The 18,288-nt window shown below is 56.5% G+C and carries 11 protein-coding genes; 6 read left to right on the plus strand and 5 right to left on the minus strand.

The genetic code is table 11. The features are described 5' to 3' along the window. The first annotated feature begins 3 nt into the window (after positions 1-3). Positions 4-2,613, plus strand: coding sequence for a pyruvate, phosphate dikinase (locus KA369_19340; GenBank protein ID MBP7738138.1), 2,610 nt, complete (start codon positions 4-6; stop codon positions 2,611-2,613). A 111-nt stretch (positions 2,614-2,724) separates the two neighbouring features. Here KA369_19340 and KA369_19345 read toward each other — a convergent pair whose 3' ends face one another. Both KA369_19345 and KA369_19350 read right to left on the minus strand, forming a co-directional pair. Next, positions 2,725-3,750: a flippase-like domain-containing protein gene (locus KA369_19345; protein ID MBP7738139.1), complete on the minus strand. Its 1,026-nt coding sequence runs from the start codon at positions 3,748-3,750 to the stop codon at positions 2,725-2,727. Positions 3,751-3,764: 14 nt separating this feature from the next. Beyond that, the gene (locus KA369_19350) at positions 3,765-4,691 is read right to left on the minus strand and encodes a glycosyltransferase family 2 protein (GenBank protein ID MBP7738140.1); all 927 of its coding nucleotides are present in this window, start codon (positions 4,689-4,691) and stop codon (positions 3,765-3,767) included. 286 nt (positions 4,692-4,977) lie between these two features. Here KA369_19350 and KA369_19355 point away from each other — a divergent pair, with 286 nt between their 5' ends. Together KA369_19355 and KA369_19360 are read left to right on the plus strand one after the other, a co-directional pair. Then, positions 4,978-5,838 carry an EamA family transporter gene (locus tag KA369_19355; protein ID MBP7738141.1) on the plus strand — a complete coding sequence of 287 codons (861 nt, stop codon included), beginning with the start codon at positions 4,978-4,980 and terminating at the stop codon, positions 5,836-5,838. Positions 5,839-5,931: 93 nt separating this feature from the next. After that, positions 5,932-7,209: a PP2C family protein-serine/threonine phosphatase gene (locus tag KA369_19360; protein MBP7738142.1), complete on the plus strand. Its 1,278-nt coding sequence runs from the start codon at positions 5,932-5,934 to the stop codon at positions 7,207-7,209. A gap of 17 nt (positions 7,210-7,226) precedes the next feature. Here the strand turns inward: KA369_19360 and KA369_19365 are convergent, their stop codons facing one another. The 3 genes from KA369_19365 to tatC form a co-directional block, all read right to left on the minus strand. After that, positions 7,227-9,056, minus strand: coding sequence for a hypothetical protein (locus KA369_19365; protein ID MBP7738143.1), 1,830 nt, complete (start codon positions 9,054-9,056; stop codon positions 7,227-7,229). A 234-nt stretch (positions 9,057-9,290) separates the two neighbouring features. Then, positions 9,291-10,475, minus strand: coding sequence for a phosphoglycerate kinase (locus KA369_19370; GenBank protein ID MBP7738144.1), 1,185 nt, complete (start codon positions 10,473-10,475; stop codon positions 9,291-9,293). 92 nt (positions 10,476-10,567) lie between these two features. Further along, positions 10,568-11,671, minus strand: a complete 1,104-nt coding sequence (gene tatC, locus KA369_19375; protein ID MBP7738145.1) for a twin-arginine translocase subunit TatC — start codon at positions 11,669-11,671, stop codon at positions 10,568-10,570. 674 nt (positions 11,672-12,345) lie between these two features. On the opposite strand from tatC, the gene KA369_19380 reads away from it, so the two are divergent. The 3 genes from KA369_19380 to purQ all read left to right on the plus strand — a co-directional run bounded on the left by KA369_19380 (position 12,346) and on the right by purQ (position 18,169). After that, positions 12,346-14,160 carry a long-chain fatty acid--CoA ligase gene (locus KA369_19380; protein MBP7738146.1) on the plus strand — a complete coding sequence of 605 codons (1,815 nt, stop codon included), beginning with the start codon at positions 12,346-12,348 and terminating at the stop codon, positions 14,158-14,160. 168 nt (positions 14,161-14,328) lie between these two features. Then, positions 14,329-17,316: a phosphoribosylformylglycinamidine synthase gene (locus KA369_19385; protein ID MBP7738147.1), complete on the plus strand. Its 2,988-nt coding sequence runs from the start codon at positions 14,329-14,331 to the stop codon at positions 17,314-17,316. Positions 17,317-17,359: 43 nt separating this feature from the next. Further along, on the plus strand, positions 17,360-18,169 hold the full coding sequence (gene purQ / locus KA369_19390; protein ID MBP7738148.1) for a phosphoribosylformylglycinamidine synthase I: 810 nt from the start codon (positions 17,360-17,362) through the stop codon (positions 18,167-18,169). The last annotated feature ends 119 nt before the right edge of the window (positions 18,170-18,288 follow it).

An 18,288-nucleotide genomic window follows, 5' to 3' on the forward strand; every position in this document is an offset into this window, starting at 1 on the left:
AAAATGGAAAATATAGTATACTTTAATAAAAACCTCAAAGAAGTCGATGAAAAGGTCCGGCAGCGGCTCGGCATTCGCGGCAGACGGGCCGTTGATCTTGCCAAGATGGGCCTCCCGATCGCGCCCGGCTTCATCATCGATTCGGTCCTCACGCAGAAATTGCCCCAGATCAACGTGAAAGAGATTTTGAGCACCTACATCGGCCAGCTTGAAAAAGACATGAAAAAGAAATACGGCGATGCAGACAAGCCCCTCATGCTGAAGGCGGTCCTCAGCTCGGACCTGAACGTGCCCCATTTCCCATCGATACACAACATAGGTATGAACGCCACGACGGTGGAGGCCTTCGGCAAATTCACCGGGAAGGAGTTTGCCTATGGCGAATACCTGTTCCTCCTCAGGAATATGGCCCGGAAGATTTACGAAATCGACGAAAAGGAGCTGAAGCTGATAGAGGGGAAGATCTCGAAAAAGGCAAGCCTCGATGAGACCAAAAAGGCCATCGAAGCCTACCAGAAGCTCTTCGGCGACAAGTTCAGCGAAGACGTGTACGATCAGCTGAGCCTTATCATCAAGGGCGCCTCGTCGAGGTACTGCGACTCCGCCATTGACGTCGACAATTCCCTGTCGATCATGGTGCAGGTGATGGTGTACGGGAACTGGGGGGACAACTCCTATGCCGGCAATTACTACACCAGGAACATCATCACCGGCGATCCGGAGATACAGGGAGAATTCGGCCAGAGCGAATTTGACATCCAGGAAGGCAAGGCCAAGGAAATCAACAAGATAGAGAAAAAGCACTTCACGCATTTCACTGAAATCGCGCGTAAGATCGAGGATAACTTCAAGGAGATCCGCGAGATAAAGTTCACCATTGAAGAGGGTGACTTCTGGCTGGTGGAGCAGAAGGAGGTCGACGATAAATCGACCCAGTCGCAGATCAAGGCGCTCCTTGACCTGACCAAGCGCAAAATAGTCTCAGATACCTATACGATTGAGCGGATCAAGCCGAACCAGCTCAACGAGCTCCTGCACCCCGTCATCGATCCGCGGTCGATCAAGGGGACGAAATTTATCAAGGGCGGCATTTCGGGATCCACCGGAGCCGCCATCGGCCGGGTATTCTTTTCGACACCCAAGCTCCTGGAGGAGCATAAGAAGGCCATCATGAAAGGCGGCGATACCAAGCTCATCCTTGTCATGCCGGCTTCCTTCGCCGAGGACGTCAAGGCCATCGAGGTCGCCCAGGGCGTCATCACCTGCGAGGGCGGTTTTTCCTCCCACGCGCCGGTCGTGGCCCGAAGCCTCGGCAAGGTCGCCATGGTCCAGCCCGAGATGAAAATCAAGGGTAACAGCTTCACCCTGGGCGGGAAGACCGTCAATGAAGGCGATTACGTATCCATGAACGTTCCCTATTATGAGGCGCCGACCCTGTTCATGGGCAAGGTGGACCTGATCGAGCCGGACTGGAAGAGCAACGGTCTCTTCGAGTTCATGGAAATCGTTGAAAAGCAGATAGGCGCGTTCAACGTGCGCGCCAACGCGGACCAGCCCCGCGACGCCCTGGTAGCCAAGGACTTCATGGCAAAGGGGATCGGCCTCTGCCGCACCGAGCACATGTTCTTCAACGAGAAGCGGATCATGAAGTTCCGCGAAATGATCATAGCCGAAAACGAGGAGGAGCGCCGGAAGGTGCTGAAGGCGCTGCTTCCCATGCAGCGGTCCGACTTCTATGACCTCTTCAAGATCATGGAGGGCCAGCCGGTGACGATCCGCCTCCTGGACGCGCCGCTTCACGAGTTCCTGCCGCGCAACGAGGAGAGCATGAAGATCTTTATCCAGTACATGCAGGGGCGGGAGAAGGGCATCAAGGGGGCCGACATCGAGGCCCGGTGCGAGGAGCTTGGCGAGATGAACCCGATGCTGGGACACCGCGGCTGCCGTGTCGCCGTAACCTTCCCGGAAATATACGAGATGCAGTGCCGCGCCATTTTTGAGGCCGCCTGCATGCTGCGCAAGGAAGGCCACAAGGTCGAGCCCGAGATCATGATCCCCATAGTCATGAGCAAGGAAGAGATCAAGTTCATCAAGAACGGAAAGAAGATCGAGGGTAAAGAGGTCAAGGGGATACGGGACATCAAGAACGAGGTAGTCGAAGAATACGGCATCGAGGACCTCGAGTACAAGGTCGGGACCATGATCGAGCTTCCCGCCGCCGCCCTGGGCGCCGGCGAGATCGCCCAGTACGCCGAGTTCTTCAGCTTCGGCACGAACGACCTTACCCAGACCACCTACGGCCTGTCGCGTGACGATTCCAACTCATTCTTCCCGAGCTATTCCCTCTTCGACCTGATGAAGTCCAATCTCTTCAAGTATCTCGGCGAAGAGGTCAAGGAGCTCATCGGGATAGCCGCCCTGCGGGGCAGGCTGTCGCGGCCTGACATCAAGCTGGGTCTCTGCGGCGAGCATGGCGCGGCTCCGGAAAACATCCAGTTCTGCATGGACGCCGGCCTGAACTACGTTTCCTGCTCGCCCTTCGCGATTCCGCTGGCGAAGCTGGGGATCGCCCAGATAAACATCAAGGCCGCCCAGGAAGAGGCCGCGGAATAGCCCGAAGCATCGTAATATCGAATGAACGGAGGCCCCTGCCGAGCGCAGGGGCCTTTTTTATGTCCGCCCTCCGCCCGATAGGCGCGCAAGCGCCTATCGGGCGGACATATGTCATTTTTTTCTGACCTTCTGCCCCGCAAGGCACAATAGCGCCAGTATCGCGCTCACGATGAAGTTTATGATGTGATAGCCGAAGCCGGTGGTGATGGCGTCCTGGGCGGACACGCCGACGAGGACGAACCCGGCGGTCCAGCCCGCCTCGAGGGTTCCGAAGCTCCCGAAGCTGTTGACGGGCAGGACGTTGGCGAGAACTCCCCCGGTGGAACCGGCGACCGAGAGGAGGAGGCCGATGTCGACGCCAAAGGCCCGGAGGGTGAGATAGGAAAAAAGATACAGCGCGGTCCACACGAGCAGGCTTGACAGGGCCAGGCCGGGAATGTGCCGCATCGTCTCGAACCGGGAGAATTCCTCGACAATGGGGTCGATTTTCGATTCGATCCTTTTAACGATCCCGGCTGACCCGATGCGGAGGGTGCGCACCGTTACGGAAAAAACCTTTGCGCAGAGGATGACCACCCATTTAAGATTGAACAGCATGACCACGGAGAAAATGAAAAAGAGAATTCCCGCCATGAGGAGGTTGCCCGACGTCTGCCTGCCGTAGTATAAAAAGAGCGAGCCCACGAAGAAGGCCGAAACCACGATGAAGTCGAAAATGCGGGTCAGGAGGAGGATGTGAAGCCCCGTGCTAAGAGGGGCGCTGCTGAATTTTTTCAGGTAATACACGAAAGTGAGCTCTCCGGTGCGAGCCGGCAGTATCTGGTTGAAGAAGTTCTGGTAGCTCGAAACGGTGAAGTGATCGAAAAATCCGAGGCCCAGGCTTTTCAGCAGCAGGGAATAACGCAGGGTCTTGAAGATATTGGCAAAGGTGTAGGCAACACAGGAGTATAAAACCAGGTCGATGCGCGCCAGGAGAAAGGTCTCGAAGGTCCGCCGGTAATCGATTTTCCGGAGGAGAAACCACACCAGGAAGAGAGACAAGGCGAGGAAGACCAGGGTCTTGACGCTGAAAATCCGCCGCTTTCGCTCGCGTATTATCTCATCGGGAGTTGATGGGGCCGGCCTGTTGTCTTCCATGGGTCTGCCGCGCGTCACCGGTTGCGGCTTATTTTTTTTATGATCTCCGCCAGGAGGCCGAAGAAGAAGGTCTGCAGCCCCATGAAGAGGCACCCCAGCACCGCGTTGACGTGAACGACCGGCTTCAGGTTGTACCCCAGGATGTAGAGGACCAGCTCCGCGAGAAAAACGATGAGCCCGGTGGACAGGAACAGAAGGCCGATGGTCCCGAATATCTTCATCGGCTCGACGATGACCAGCACCATGAGGATCTGGAACCCCACCTTGAAGGGGTACTTGAGGGATATGAAGGATTTCCCGGTGACGCGCTTCCTGAAGCTGACGTCCACGTGGGCGAAGCGCATCCCCTTGTGGTACGAATCGAGAAGGATCTGCTGCGTGTAATTGTAGTCGCCGGGAAGGCTGAATACACTCAGGTAATCACGGTTGATGGCGAAAATGCCGGGCTGGCTGTCTTTCAGCGGCCATCCCGTGAGGAAGCGCATGAGGCCGGTGAAGACCTTGTTGCCGATATGGCGAACCATGGGCATGCGGTACTCGATGCGATTGAACCGATTGCCGTAGACCACGTCGGCCGAGTCCTCGAGGATCGGCTTGATGAGGTCGAATATGTCATTGGGATCGTGCTGGAGGTCGGCGTCGAACTTGATAACGATATCGGCGCCGTCCTTTTCGGCGGCCGTGAGGCCGGTGCGGATGGCCGCCCCGAGGCCCTGGTTGATCTTATGGCGGAGGATGCGGTTCGCGCCGGCCGCCTGGGAAATGGCGCGCGTATCGTCTTTCGATCCGTCATCCACCACGTATACCTGAAAATCAATTTCCTGCTTCTTCATTTTTCCGCTGATGGCCCGCAGCGCCTTGATCGTGTCGCCGATGCGCTCCGCCTCGTTGTAGGCGGGGACGACGACTATGAGCTTCGTGGATGATTTTTTAGCAGGCATCTATCTTCTCCGGGTCACTGTATGATTCTGCCGGGCCTTGAATCCGCCGTGGCGGTTGAGCCGTGAAGGCGTTGCATGGGATCCTTCAATCTATAGCCCGGCACATTATTTCACATTGTTCCGGAAGGGTGAAAATAATCAAGGAATAAATTTATCCGCCGGGATTGTCCGGTTACAACGCCCGTGCCTCGACAAATTAAAAAACTCCTTGCGCCGGCCAGCGGTAATATCCATTATTGCTTTTCTGTTTGGAGAATGTGGGGATCAAAAGAAATGGCTGGATCAAATGCTTACAGTTAGGCCCGCTGACAGTTCCCGCGGCAGGGCGGTCTCGATGCTGATCGCGGCGGCCGTTCTCTGGAGCACAGGCGGATTGCTTATCAAATCCGTCGACTGGGACCCCTTCGCCATAGCCGGGACCCGCAGCGCCATCGCCGCCATGGTGGTGATGGCGTACCTGCGCCGTCCCCGCCTCGCGTGGTCCTTTCCGCTGATCGGCGGCGCCGTTTTCTACTCGGCCACGGTCATACTTTTCGTCTTGGCCAACAAGATGACGACGGCCGCCAACGCCATCGTGCTGCAGTACGTGTGCCCCGTGTATGTGGCGCTGCTGGGCGCCCTGATCCTGAAGGAAAGGGTTTCCCGGCGGGCCGGCATCATGGTCGTCGTAGCCATGGCGGGAATAGTCCTGTTCTTTTTCGACCGGCTTACGCCCGACGGCTTCCGGGGGAACATGCTCGCCCTGGCCAGCGGCGTCACCATGGCGTTCATGATAATATGCCTGCGCATGCAGAAGCACGGTTCTCCCACCGAATCGATCCTTCTGGGCAACCTCCTCACGGTCCTTGTCTGCGCGCCCCGCATGTCAGCGCCCCTGCCGCCGATGCCCGGCATCATATCCCTGGCGCTGCTCGGCGTGTTCCAGCTCGGCCTCTCATACCTTCTCTATTCCCGCGCCATCAGGCACGTTCCGGCCCTGGACGCGATACTCATCCCGGTCATTGAGCCGATACTTAATCCTCTCTGGGTATTCATTGCCCTGGGCGAACGCCCCGGGGAATGGGCCGTTGCCGGCGGGGCCATTATCATCGTATCGATCACCGTTTTCAGCATCCTGGAAACCCGAGGCTCTTCCCATGGAGCGTGACTATCGCAGCGGGCGAACATTTACGAAGGCGGGCCCATTGGGCCGGTCAAAATAGCGATTGACAGATCGCGATAATCGGATATGCTTCATGGAATGAAGCTTACGCTTGCAACGATTATCGGTGATCCGAACAAGACAAGGCTTGAAAACAGGATTTACAACGCCCTCACGTTTTTTACACCCCTGACGACGATATTAATCATGCCCCTGATATTCATACTGGATATCGGGCCATTCCACGTGGCGACGATCCTGTTTATCACCGTTTCCGGGTTTTACCTGTATTACCTCTCGCGTTTTCATAGCATCACCAACGTGTATTTCCTCATCATAACCGGGACCGTGGCCCTTTCGATCATTTGGTTCACCGGCTACGGGACCGTAGGGTATGTGCATCTCTTTTACCAGTTCATAACGCTCTTCATACTTCTGTCGCTGGAGGGGCGGCGCCGTATCGTTTTTTTCCTGATGGTGCCGGTGGTCATCGCGGTCCTGACGCTTGTCGAGAGCTTTTGCGTCATACCACTCAAGCACTATCGCAGCCCCCAGGAGCGGTGGATAGATTTTATCATCAACTGCACCGCGTGGATCCTCGTGACCGGCTTCATGATCAAGATCATCATAGACAATTTCCGGAAGGAACGCGCCAGGGTGGAGGACGAGCTCGAGATTGCCCGCGCCCTGCAGATGCGCCTGCTTCCCGGGGACCTGCCGGTGATACCGGAATATTCCATCCATGCCGTGTATATACCCATGGAAAAGGTGGGCGGGGATTTTTATGATTACCATGTGACCGATGACGCGGTGGACATCTTCGTGGCCGATGTTTCAGGCCACGGCCTCTCGAGCGCGTTTCTGGCGACCATCACGAAAATGGCCTTCCGGTACGAGCGCCCCGGCGGCTACCCGGCCGAGGTCCTTGGCCGATTGAACAAGGCGGTTCTCCGGTCAACGGTCCACAACAACTATGTCACAGCCGTGTATTGCATCGTTAACCGCCAGGAGCGGGTGATGCGCTGCGCCAGGGCCGGCCATTTCCCGCCGCTCCTGTACCGGCGCGGCGACAATGTCGTGGAGGAGATTCAATCACCCGGCAAGCCGCTGGGATGGGTGGATGATCCCGGGATATGCGAAGTAGAGGTTACTCTCTGCCGGGGCGACCGCCTGGTGCTCTATACCGACGGCGTCACCGAATGCTTCAGCGGCAGGGGGGTGATGTTCGGGATTTCCCGGCTGAAGGATTTTATCGTGGCCCACACCGATTTGGAGCCGGCGGATTTCTGCGGCCTCCTTCTCGATGAGCTCCGTCGCTTTACTGGCTCGAAGATCTTTGCAGACGATATTACCCTTGCCGTTCTTGACGTCAACTGAGGGAGCGGCCGGCGCGATCAGGCTTCCCGCCCGGCTCGCTCGCGGTAATTGCAGCGGACGTACCAGGCCTGCTTGATCTTCACCGGGTGGAGGGAAAGCCAGAGCGGGTCCGGCAGGTACTGGACCGTGTTGCAGTATTGGCAGGTCGCGTTCCGCGGCGTTTCCACTGTTATCTCGAGGGGCGCCCCGCACTTGATGCAGGATATGGCAACCGGCTTGATTCCCTTTATGGGCGGGGAAGGGACTCCCTCTTCGTCGGCGCAGAATACCTGCTCCGCGTTTTGTGACCATGGAAGCCATTCCGGCAGGGGGAAGGTGGACTGGGACGTCTTGCAGGAGGGGCAGGGCGGCATGGTCCGCGCGCCGGTTTCTATGTCATCCGTATCAAGGGAGGCGCCGCAGGAGTTGCAGAGCGGGGCCTTGATGCCCGCCTTTTCGACGATGAGGCTCAGCTGGTCCATATATTCAATCGTGCCGAAATCGGAGCGCGCGATTTTCTCCCACAGCGGTCCGGGAAGGCCTGTATCTCGCAGGCATGACTGGCATTTCGCTTTTTTTGCTGGCCCGTTGACAAAGACCGGCTGGCTGCAGAAGGGGCAGCTGATCTCGACCTTGAGAGAATAATACTGCGGCCTAATTGCCTTAAGGCGGCGTTTGATCGCTTCCCTGATATCATCGGGAACGCCGGCGTCCGCCAGCTCCCTGAGGACCTTCTTGTCTTCGATCCGCTCAACGGCGGCTTTTTTCACCGCCGAATCGTAATCGCCGCGAACGATCTCCGCGAGAATGTCCGGGGCATTGATCAGGGACACGGCCGCCTTGGACACGGCAGCGTCCTTCTCGGCCTTGACAATGCCGAAAAGAAATTCATGGTCAGGCTTCCCGATGTTGTTGATCGCCGCTATCTTCGCCTGTGGAGCGGCTGCGCTATGGATGATTTTTTCCAGGGACGCGCGGTTTTTTATGGGGTTTATTATCTCCTGGATCACCTGCGGGTCCTTCTCGGAGCAGGCCAGCTCCACGAGACGGTCAGGGTCGGACCTGGCGATCCTGCTGACAGCGCCAATTTTTACCGCGGCCGTCGCCGCCGACCGCGCGATATCAAGGAGCGTTTCCCTGTCATCGATCTTTCCTATGACATAGCCCGCGACCTCCTCGCTCATCGTGGATTTCGCAATCAGCGCCATTGCCGAGGGATCGGCGATGTTCTTCAGCGCCGCCATTTTCACCGTATCGGAAGGGTCCTTCATGACGATGTTCAGGAGCTCTTCCTGGTCAGTGATGGCTGATACGGCCCTGGCCCTGATCCGGTCAACCCGGTGCCTGCGACGGTTCCTGAACAGGTCGCCCGCCGCCATGCCAAGGGCGAACTTATCCCGCTGGGACCATAGAAAGGCGAATACGGCGGCCCATGCGCCGGACCATATATAAAAGGGAAGGGGATCCGCCATGACAATGGAATAGAGCTCCGGAAACCGGCCAAAGACCCCGGGACCGGACAGGGCGTAGTAGCCCTTCGCGTTCAGGCCATTGGCGATGAAACCGAGGACGCCCTGGCCCACGGCAAGGATCAGGCCCAGGCCGAACTGTGCCATGGACACCGCGCCGAATCCGAACTGCGAAACGGAAATGATGCCGAATCCGAACTGGGTGAAGGCGATGGCGCCGAATCCGAACTGGGCGATGGTAATAAAGCCCTTTCCTACCCAGCCAATGGCGATGAACCCGCGGGCATACATGCCGATGGAGATGAATCCGCGCTCTTTCATGCCGAGGGCGATGAGAGGCATCCCGAAGATTTTAGTTTTTGTTACCATTTTAGAATGATACGTTATTTCCCCTTCCATGATGGGAAGCTCCCAAAAGGAAGTTGTTGTGCTATAAGGTCCCCTCACCCCCGGCCCCTCTCCCATTAAGAATTGAAGAAAGGAGAGGGGGGACTAAGATGAAAATCTTTAATGCGGAAACCCTCTACTTTATTTTGAGCTTCATGGGAGAGGGTGCGCGGAGCGCGGGTGAGGGTGAATTTATGTTAGACACCCCCACATATCCTCCCCATCGAGGGGGAGGAGTGTATATCTTTACTTATCCAGCGCCGCTATACCCGGCAGTGTCTTTCCCTCTAGCAGCTCCAGCCAGGCGCCGCCGCCGGTGGAGATGTACGATATCTTGTCGGCCACGCCGGACTGGTTGACCGCGGATACGCTGTCGCCGCCGCCGACGATGCTCAGGCACCCCGATTCGGCCAGGGCCTTGGCCACGGCATTGGTGCCGCCGGCGAAATTGGGCATCTCGAAGGCGCCCATGGGGCCGTTCCAGATGACCGTCTTCGAAGACTTTATCTTTTCATTGAAGAGCTTGACCGACGCGGGCCCGACATCGAGTCCCATCATGTTGTCAGGTATCTTGTCGGCTGGCACCACGGCGCTGGGCGAATTGTTGTCGAATTCCGGCGCGGCGATAATGTCCACCGGCAGGAGTATCTCCACGCCCTTCTTGGCCGCCTCGTCCATGATCTCCTTCGCCGAATCCACCAGGTCGGCCTCGAGGAGTGACTTCCCCACGTTCATGCCTTTGGCCTTCATGAAGGTGAAGGCCATGCCGCCGCCGATGATGATGTAGTTGACTTTCGAGACGATGTTCTTCAGCGCGTCGAGCTTCGTCGACACCTTGGCGCCGCCGATGATCGCGCCCAGGGGCCGCTGGGGATTGCCCATGGCCTTTTTAAAATATTCGATCTCGTTTTCAAGGAGGAACCCGGCCGCGCATTCCTTGACATAATTCGTGATGGCGTCGTTGGAAGAGTGGCCGCGGTGGGCGGCCGCGAAGGCGTCGTCGATGTAGACGTCGCAGAGGGAGGCGAGCTGTTTGCCAAGCTCCTGGTCGTTCTTCTCTTCGCCGGGATAGAACCGTATGTTCTCCAGAAGGGCTATGTCGCCGTCTTTGAGGCCGTCGATGATTTTCTTGACCTCGTCGCCGAGCGGCGTTTCTATGAAGAGCACCTTCTTGCCAAGGATCTTGTTCAGGCGCTCGGCAACGGGCTTCAGGCTCATCTCGGGGACCGGCTTGCCCTTGGGCCTTCCCAGGTGGGAGACAAGTATGATCTTGCAGCCGGCCTTGAGGCAATGGTTGATGGTCGGCAGGGTCGCGGTTATCCGCGTGTCATCTTTGATATTCATGCTCTTGTCATAGGGGACGTTGTAGTCAACGCGGACCATGACGCGCTTTCCCTTGATGTCCAGATTGTTGATATACTTGATTGTCATCGCTGCACCTCGTAACATTTATTGCGGGGGCGCGGCCGGGATACCGCCGCGGGCCCATTATATTTTTCATCCATCAGGTGAACAGGTCAAGATTAATTTTCGCTCTCGAGCTCCTTTTTCTTTTTGCGGACGGCGGTCATTTTTGAAACCACGATTGACGCTTCGAAAAGGAAATACAGGGGTATCGCGACAAGGGCTTGGGTCAAAATGTCCGTTGTCGGCGTTACCACGGCGGAGAGGATAAAAATGACGACGATGGCCCATTTTCTGTTATTTGAGAGAAGATAGGGCGTTATCATGCCGATACGGGTGAGAATCATGATCAGTATGGGGAACTCGAATATCACCCCCATGAAGAAGCAGAACAGGAACACGAAGCTGATATACTCGCTGGCCCCGATGACGCTGGTGATGTCCTTGGCGACGAAGCTGAGGAGCATCTTGACCGTAAAGGGCATCAGGAGAAAATACACGAACGACACGCCGGAATAAAACAGCAGGATGGACGCTATGAGGGCCACGCGCGAAAACATGCGGTCCTTCTTCGTTATGGCGGGAAGGATGAATCGCCAAACCTGGAAAATGAGGAAGGGCAGAGTCACGATGAATGCCGCGATGGCCGAAACCTTGAGTCGCATCATGAAGCCTTCGGCGAGCTTGAAAACGTTGAGCTTCAGGCCGGTATCGATAAAGGGCTTATTGATGACGTAGAGCAGTTCATCGGAAAAAACGAAGGCCGCCACGGTTAGGATGATGAATGTTATGAGGGTTATCAGTATCCTGGACCTGATCTCGTCCAGGTGATCGACGAAGCTCATGGGGATGTCGCCGCGATTAAGGGCTTCAGGATCGACTTCGTCGGGTTCTTCGTCGGTTTCAGATTTCAGGACCTTTTTATCGGAGTCGTCATGCCTGGCGAAAAAATGTATAACGCGCTCAAGGGTCGACATGCCCACGGTTCCCGCGGTTATGACGGGATGGCTTTTAACCGCTTCTTTTATCTGCGTCAGGGGGTTGATGACCTGGTTGGGCTGTGATTCCGGAGCTTTAACGCTTTCGGTCACGACCGGCGCCTGCGCCGTATCGGTTTTTTTTGGTGATTTTTTTGCGACAGCCTTTTTCTTCGGGGCTGGTTTTTTCTTTTTTTCAGCCGGGTTTTCCGTTTTTTCCGGCTTCGGATTCCTGGTAGTGGCCAAGGGATTGCTCCTGGAAATAAAAAAACGTTCCTGATAGAATTATAGGTATGGTGTTGATTACGATAGAAGCTGTCAAGTATTTTAGATCGGCAAAAGCGGTGTAACGGTTGATTTGATCGCAGCGCTTTCAAAATCCGGAGCCAGGTTCCGCCTATATGTGAGCGCACAACATTATGCTGCTAAATACCCCTTAGCTTGCTGAGGGGTATATTATTGGTGCGGTAACCATCTCCGGGGCGCCTCGTTGTTATCACAGGATGCGACAGGGGGGCGGGAAGCGGCTCCCGCAGACCGCCATGGCTGTTGTCCATTGAATGGGCTTTGCAATAATTTGTACAATGTGTCAGCAAAATTGGGATTTTATGATTAATTTAAGTTGACATTTTAAATTATTAATGGCAGAAAAAATCAACAAGGAACCAATTCTCTCAATGGTTCTTTAGCGCATGTCAAAATATGAACATCTGATAAGATACTGTTGAATATGCATTGTTGCGCTTAGGGCGCTGAAACATAATTATTGCGCAGATTATCAGGGCCGCTTTGTATAATTGCTTTTTTAAATGCTGATATCAATGATAAAAGTTGCGGTGCAACGGTAGCAAAAGAACCTGTTTCTTTTGCCGTTCATATTTTTTTGCATGTCTAATTTACAATAAAAAAAGGGGGTCTTCATGGCAAAGTTAAAAGAAACCTGTATGCCGGCGATTTTTCAGAATCAGGCTGAAAAGCTCGGCAATAAGGCCTGCGTCGCTTATAAGAAGGGCGGCAGGTACGTGGACATATCATGGACCGATATGAACCGCATGATCCATGATCTCGCGTATTACCTGCTTTCCATTGGCGTGAAAAAAGGCGACAAGATCGCTCTCTTCTCGCCGAACCGGTGGGAATGGTGGGTGGCAAGCCAGGCAACGCTTTCCATCGGCGCGATCAGCGTTCCCATTTACGCGACCAACTCGTCGGAGGAGTGCCTGTATATAATCGATAATTCCGATTCCCGGGCGTGTTTTGTGGGCACCGAAGACCACCTGAACAGGATCCTCAAGGTAAAGCCGAAGCTCAAAAAGCTGAAGCAGGTCATCGTGTTCGATGATATTAACAAGAAGATAAAAGACGTCCTGAATATCAACGAGGCCTATAAGATCGGCCAGGGATACAAGAACAAGAAAGAATTCGACAAGCGCCTGGCGGCGATCAAGCCGGATGATGTTTCGACACTGATATACACCTCGGGAACCACCGGGAACCCCAAGGGCGTCATGCTGATGCATTCCAATTTCGTCTCCAACGCGTCGATTATCTACAATGAGGTGAAAGATTTTATAACTCCTGATGATGTTTTTCTGTCATTCCTGCCTCTGTCGCACTCTTTGGAGATGACGGCCGGTTATTACATTCCGGTCACTGTCGGCTCGAAGGTTGCCTTCGCCGAAGATATTTCCAAGCTGATGGAGAACTTCCAGGAAGTGCGGCCCACGATCATCATCAGTGTACCGCGGATTTACGAAAAGGTTCATGCCGGCATCCTGGCCAAGGTCGCCGACGGATCGGGCCTGAAAAAAGCCATCTTCAACTGGGCCATGGCCACCGCTGCCAAAAACCTTCCGTACCAGTGCAAGAATATACCGCGCACAGGTCTTTTCGCGAAGCGGTTTAACCTGGCGAATAAGCTCGTGTTCTCAAAACTCCAGGAGGCCATCGGTCTTAACAAGCTCCGCTTTGCCATTTCCGGCGGCGGCCCCCTGTCGGTGTCTGATGCGGAATTCTTCATAGGCATGGGCGTGACGATCCTGGAGGGATTCGGCCTCACGGAAACGACCCCGGTAACCCATTTCAACCGGCCCGGTAATATAAAACCCGGAACCGTCGGACACGCGATACCGCAGACCAAGGTCAAGATCGCCGATGACGGCGAGCTCCTTATCAAGGGCCCGCAGGTCATGAAGGGCTATTACAAGAATCCGGCCGCGACCAAGGAAGTGTTCACCAAGGACGGCTATTTCAGAACCGGCGACATCGCGGCCATCGATGACGAGGGCTTCATGAAGATAACGGGAAGGATCAAGGACATCATCGTAACCGCGGGCGGAAAGAACATCTCACCGCAGAACATCGAGAATAGCCTGAAGACCTCCCAGTTCATCGAGCAGGTAGCGGTCATCGGCGATCGGAGGAAGTACCTGACGGCTCTGGTCATCCCGGCCTTCGACACCCTCACGAAGTGGGCGAAGAAAAACGGCCTCGATGCCACCGGTCATAAGGACCTGATCGAGCGGGAAGAGGTGCGGAACCTCATCGCCGGCGAGATAGAGAAATACACCAAGCAGTACGCCCGGGTGGAGCAGATCCGGAAATTCAAGCTCCTCGACGCGGAGTGGACACAGCAGACAGGAGAGCTCACTCCCACCCAGAAGGTCAAGCGGCGGATAATCGAGTCCAAATACGCGAAAGAAATCGACAATCTTTATCCGGCTGACGCCGATTAAGCGTACGCTTGCCTGTTAAGTATGACTAAAAAAAAGGGCCTCCGGGCCCTTTTTTATTGTCCCTGACAGCCGCCGCGCCGCCGAAGGCGGCGTGGCGGCTGTTAAAAAAAAATATTTCTGGACAATTCGGGGCTCATCCTTTAGCAGTTCCACATCCGAGGATTATGAATGATAAGCGCCACGTACCGCATTGAAGTTTTTCACAGGACCAGCGATCCCCGTTGCGAGGTCGTGCGTAAAAAGCTGGCCGGCCTCGGGTTTCCCATCACCGCCGTCCACATATCCGATAACTATCTCATCAACGCCGCCATCGACGACGGCCATGCGGCGGCTGTGGCGCGTCTCCTGGTCCAGCCGGTCATACAGGATTTCCTGGTGAACAGGCCCTATACGCCCGAAGGATTCGACTATGCCGTTGAAATCGGCTTCCTTCCCGGCGTCACCGACAATATAGCCCATACCGTGCGCGAATCCATCGAAGACCTGTTAAAGGTCCATCTTGACATCGATAAGTCGGTCTTTTCCACGATCACCTATTTCTTTTCCGGCGGCCTTTCGGAAAGCGACGTGGCAAGCATAAGCACGGAGCTGTACAACCCCCTCATACAGAGGAGGAAGCTGCTTTCCTCGGCCGACTACATGCGCCAGTCCGGCATGGGCAGGGAACTGCCCGTGGTGAGCATCCACGAGCGGCCCGACGCCGACGAGGTGGACCTCGGCGTCTCCGATGATGAGCTCCGGAAGATCGCGCGTGACGGGATCAGGGAGCGTGACGGGTCCCGGCGCGGGCCCCTGGCCCTGGACATGGCCTCCATGAACGCGATCCGCGAGTACTTCTCCGGGACCGAAAAGAGAAATCCCACAGACATCGAGCTCGAGTCGATCGCCCAGACCTGGAGCGAGCACTGCAAGCATACCATCTTTGCAGCTGAAATGGACGATGATATGCCTGAAGGGATATTCCGCAGCTACATCCGGGAGGCGACCGTGAGGATCCGCCGCGATCTCGGCGATAAGGATTTCTGCGTGTCAGTGTTCACGGACAATGCCGGCGGCATCGAGTTTGACGAGAATTATATAATATCGGACAAGGTGGAGACGCACAACAGCCCCAGTGCACTGGACCCCTTCGGCGGAGCCATTACCGGCATCGTGGGTGTCAACCGCGACTCCATCGGCTTCGGCATGGGATCGCGGCCCGTGGCCAACCGTTACGGCTTCTGCTATGCCGATCCCTTCGATACCAGGCCTTTGTACAAGAGCAGGGACCGGGCAAGCAGGATGCTCTCGCCCCGGCGCATCATGGAAGGGGTGATTCATGGCGTGAACGCCGGCGGCAACACCTCGGGGATACCGACGCCCCAGGGCTTCGTCTATTTCGACGAGCGCTACAAGGGGAAGCCCCTGGTTTTTGTCGGCACCGTGGGGCTCATGCCGAAGACCGTTAACGGTATATCGTCCTGCTCCAAGAAGGCCATGGCGGGGGACGCCATCGTCATGATCGGGGGCCGCGTGGGCCGCGACGGCATCCACGGCGCGACCTTCTCGTCCGAGGCCCTCTCGTCGGGGAGCCCGGCCACAGCCGTGCAGATCGGTGACCCCATCACCCAGAAAAAGCTCTCCGACGCGATCGTGAAGGAAGCCCGCGACCGGGGCCTGTACCATTCCATAACCGACAACGGCGCCGGCGGACTTTCCTGCTCCGTGGCGGAGATGGCCCGGGAATGCGGCGGCTTTGAGGTGGACCTCGAGAAGGTGCCCCTCAAGTACCCGGGCCTGGCTCCCTGGCAGATCTGGGTGAGCGAGTCGCAGGAGCGGATGACCGCGTCCATTCCCCTGGACAGGCTCGACGAGTTCATCGGCCTCATGGGACGCCGCGGCGTCGAGGCCACCGCGATCGGCACCTTCAGGGAGGGAAATCGGGGCGTCGTCCGGTACGACGGCAAGGTCATATTCGACCTGGACATGTCGTTCCTTCATGACGGCCTCCCCAGGAAAAAGCTCACATCATCCTATACGAAAGAAAAACATCCCTATCCGGCCTTTTCGGATCCGGGGGAGATGTCCGGTATATTCCGCGACATGGCGGGGCGGCTCAACACCGCCGGCTTTGCCTTCATTTCGACGCAGTACGACCACGAAGTTCAGGCCAACTCGGTGATAAAGCCGCTCCAGGGACGGGGCGGGGTCAACGGTAACGCCACCGTGATACGGCCCGTCCTCGATTCATACCGTGGCGTGGTGCTCTCCCAGGGGCTCTACCCCTCCTACAGTGACATCGACACCTACTGGATGGCGGCCTGTTCGATCGACACGGCGGTTCGAAACGCCGTTTCTGCCGGCGGGCGCATGGAGAAGCTGGCCATCCTGGACAATTTCTGCTGGTGCGATTCCAACAACCCGGAGCGCCTCGGCCAGCTCCGCGAGGCGGCCCGGGCGTGCCGCGATTTTGCCGTCGCCTACCGGACGCCCTTCATTTCCGGTAAGGACAGCATGTTCAACGATTTCCGCGGATACGACGAGAACTTCAACGAGAAACTGATATCCATTCCGCCCACGCTGCTGGTCTCGTCCATCGGCGTGGTCGACGACATTCGGAAGTGCCAGACCATGGACTTCAAGTTTCCCGGCGACCTGGTCTATATCATCGGGATGACCAGGGACGAGATGGGCGGAAGCGAATACCTTGCCTACCGCGGCGAGAAATTGTCCGGCCGGGGTTATATCGGCGATTCGGTGCCGGAGGTCCCGGCGGAGGGCTTTATCGATACTTACCGGGCCCTGGAAAAGGCCATCGGCGGAGGCCTCGTGTCATCGTGCCTGAGCGTGGAGCGGGGCGGCCTGGGCCTGGCGCTGGCGAAATCCGCCCTTGCCGGGATGCTCGGCCTTTCTGCGGACCTTTCCGCGGTGCCGTCGGATGCCGGCAGGAACGATACGGTGCTGTACTCCGAGTCGCAGGGGAGGGTCCTGGTTTCGGTCGATCCTGAAAAAAAGAAAGAATTCGAGGGGCTTTTCACCGGTCTGCCCCTGGGCCTGATCGGAGCTGTCATGGAAAAGCCTGTCATTGAAATTGCCGGGTTAAAAAAGAATACGATTATCCGAACCGATATTGAGTCGCTCATGGCGGCATACAAGGGATTGTTCAAGGATTTTTAGCCCCCCGTCCCCCGGAGGGGGCGCGGAGATGGAAAAATATTTTATGGCAAAGCCAAGAGTATTAGTATTAACCGGATACGGCATCAACTGCGATGACGAGACCGCATTTGCGTTCAGAAAGGCCGGGGCCGACGCGGACATCGTGCATGTCAATGACCTGATCGAGAACCGCGCCCTCCTTGACCGGTTCCAGGTCTTTGCCTTCCCCGGCGGATTTTCCTACGGCGACGACACCGGCAGCGGGAAGGCCCTGGGCAACAGGATCAAGAACAACCTGATGGAGGAGCTGCGGAGGTTCGCCGATCGCGACACCCTTATCCTGGGCATATGCAACGGGTTCCAGGTCATGACCAACATCGGCCTGATCCCCGCCCTGGACGGTTTCACCGGCGACGCGGAGGCGGCCCTGGAGCACAACAGGACTTTCCGCTACCAGTGTCGGTGGGTGGACCTGGCCGTTGAGAAGGGCTCGCCCTCGGTGTTCACGCGCGGCATCGGACGGCTCCACATCCCGGTGGCCCACGGCGAGGGCAATTTCTTCGCGCCGGAGGAAACGCTGCGGCGCATCGAAAAGGACGGGCTGGTCACCATGCGCTACGTGAAGCCCGGAGGCGGCCCCGCTGCGGGAGAATTTCCCTATAATCCCAACGGCTCCCTGAATGATATAGCCTCGATCTGCGACCGCACCGGGAGGATCATGGGAATGATGCCGCACCCCGAGCGGGGGATGTTTTTTACCCAGCGCGACGACTGGACCTGTATACGCGAACAATTTACGCGGGAGGGAAAGGATATTCCGGAGGAGTCGGACGGTTTTATCATATTTAAGAACGCAGTGGAGTATTTTAGTTAGGAAAACCGTTATGCTCGGCATGTGAGAACATAATACCATACGCGGTCATGCTGAGCATGTCGAAGCATAGCCCGCGGCAGAGGGGTCACCTTTGACAGGCTCGGGGTGGCCCCGTTCTT

This window comes from Spirochaetota bacterium (genome assembly GCA_017999915.1).
GTDB lineage: Bacteria > Spirochaetota > UBA4802 > UBA4802 > UBA5550 > RBG-16-49-21.

Excerpts from the sequence above, each read along its gene's own strand:
- KA369_19340 (MBP7738138.1), top strand. The coding sequence starts at position 4 with ATGGAAAATATAGTATACTTTAATAAAAACCTCAAAGAAGTCGATGAA.
- KA369_19345 (MBP7738139.1), bottom strand. The coding sequence starts at position 3,750 with ATGGAAGACAACAGGCCGGCCCCATCAACTCCCGATGAGATAATACGC.
- KA369_19350 (MBP7738140.1), bottom strand. The coding sequence starts at position 4,691 with ATGCCTGCTAAAAAATCATCCACGAAGCTCATAGTCGTCGTCCCCGCC.
- KA369_19355 (MBP7738141.1), top strand. The coding sequence starts at position 4,978 with ATGCTTACAGTTAGGCCCGCTGACAGTTCCCGCGGCAGGGCGGTCTCG.
- KA369_19360 (MBP7738142.1), top strand. The coding sequence starts at position 5,932 with ATGAAGCTTACGCTTGCAACGATTATCGGTGATCCGAACAAGACAAGG.
- KA369_19365 (MBP7738143.1), bottom strand. The coding sequence starts at position 9,056 with ATGGAAGGGGAAATAACGTATCATTCTAAAATGGTAACAAAAACTAAA.
- KA369_19370 (MBP7738144.1), bottom strand. The coding sequence starts at position 10,475 with ATGACAATCAAGTATATCAACAATCTGGACATCAAGGGAAAGCGCGTC.
- KA369_19380 (MBP7738146.1), top strand. The coding sequence starts at position 12,346 with ATGGCAAAGTTAAAAGAAACCTGTATGCCGGCGATTTTTCAGAATCAG.
- KA369_19385 (MBP7738147.1), top strand. The coding sequence starts at position 14,329 with ATGATAAGCGCCACGTACCGCATTGAAGTTTTTCACAGGACCAGCGAT.
- purQ (MBP7738148.1), top strand. The coding sequence starts at position 17,360 with ATGGCAAAGCCAAGAGTATTAGTATTAACCGGATACGGCATCAACTGC.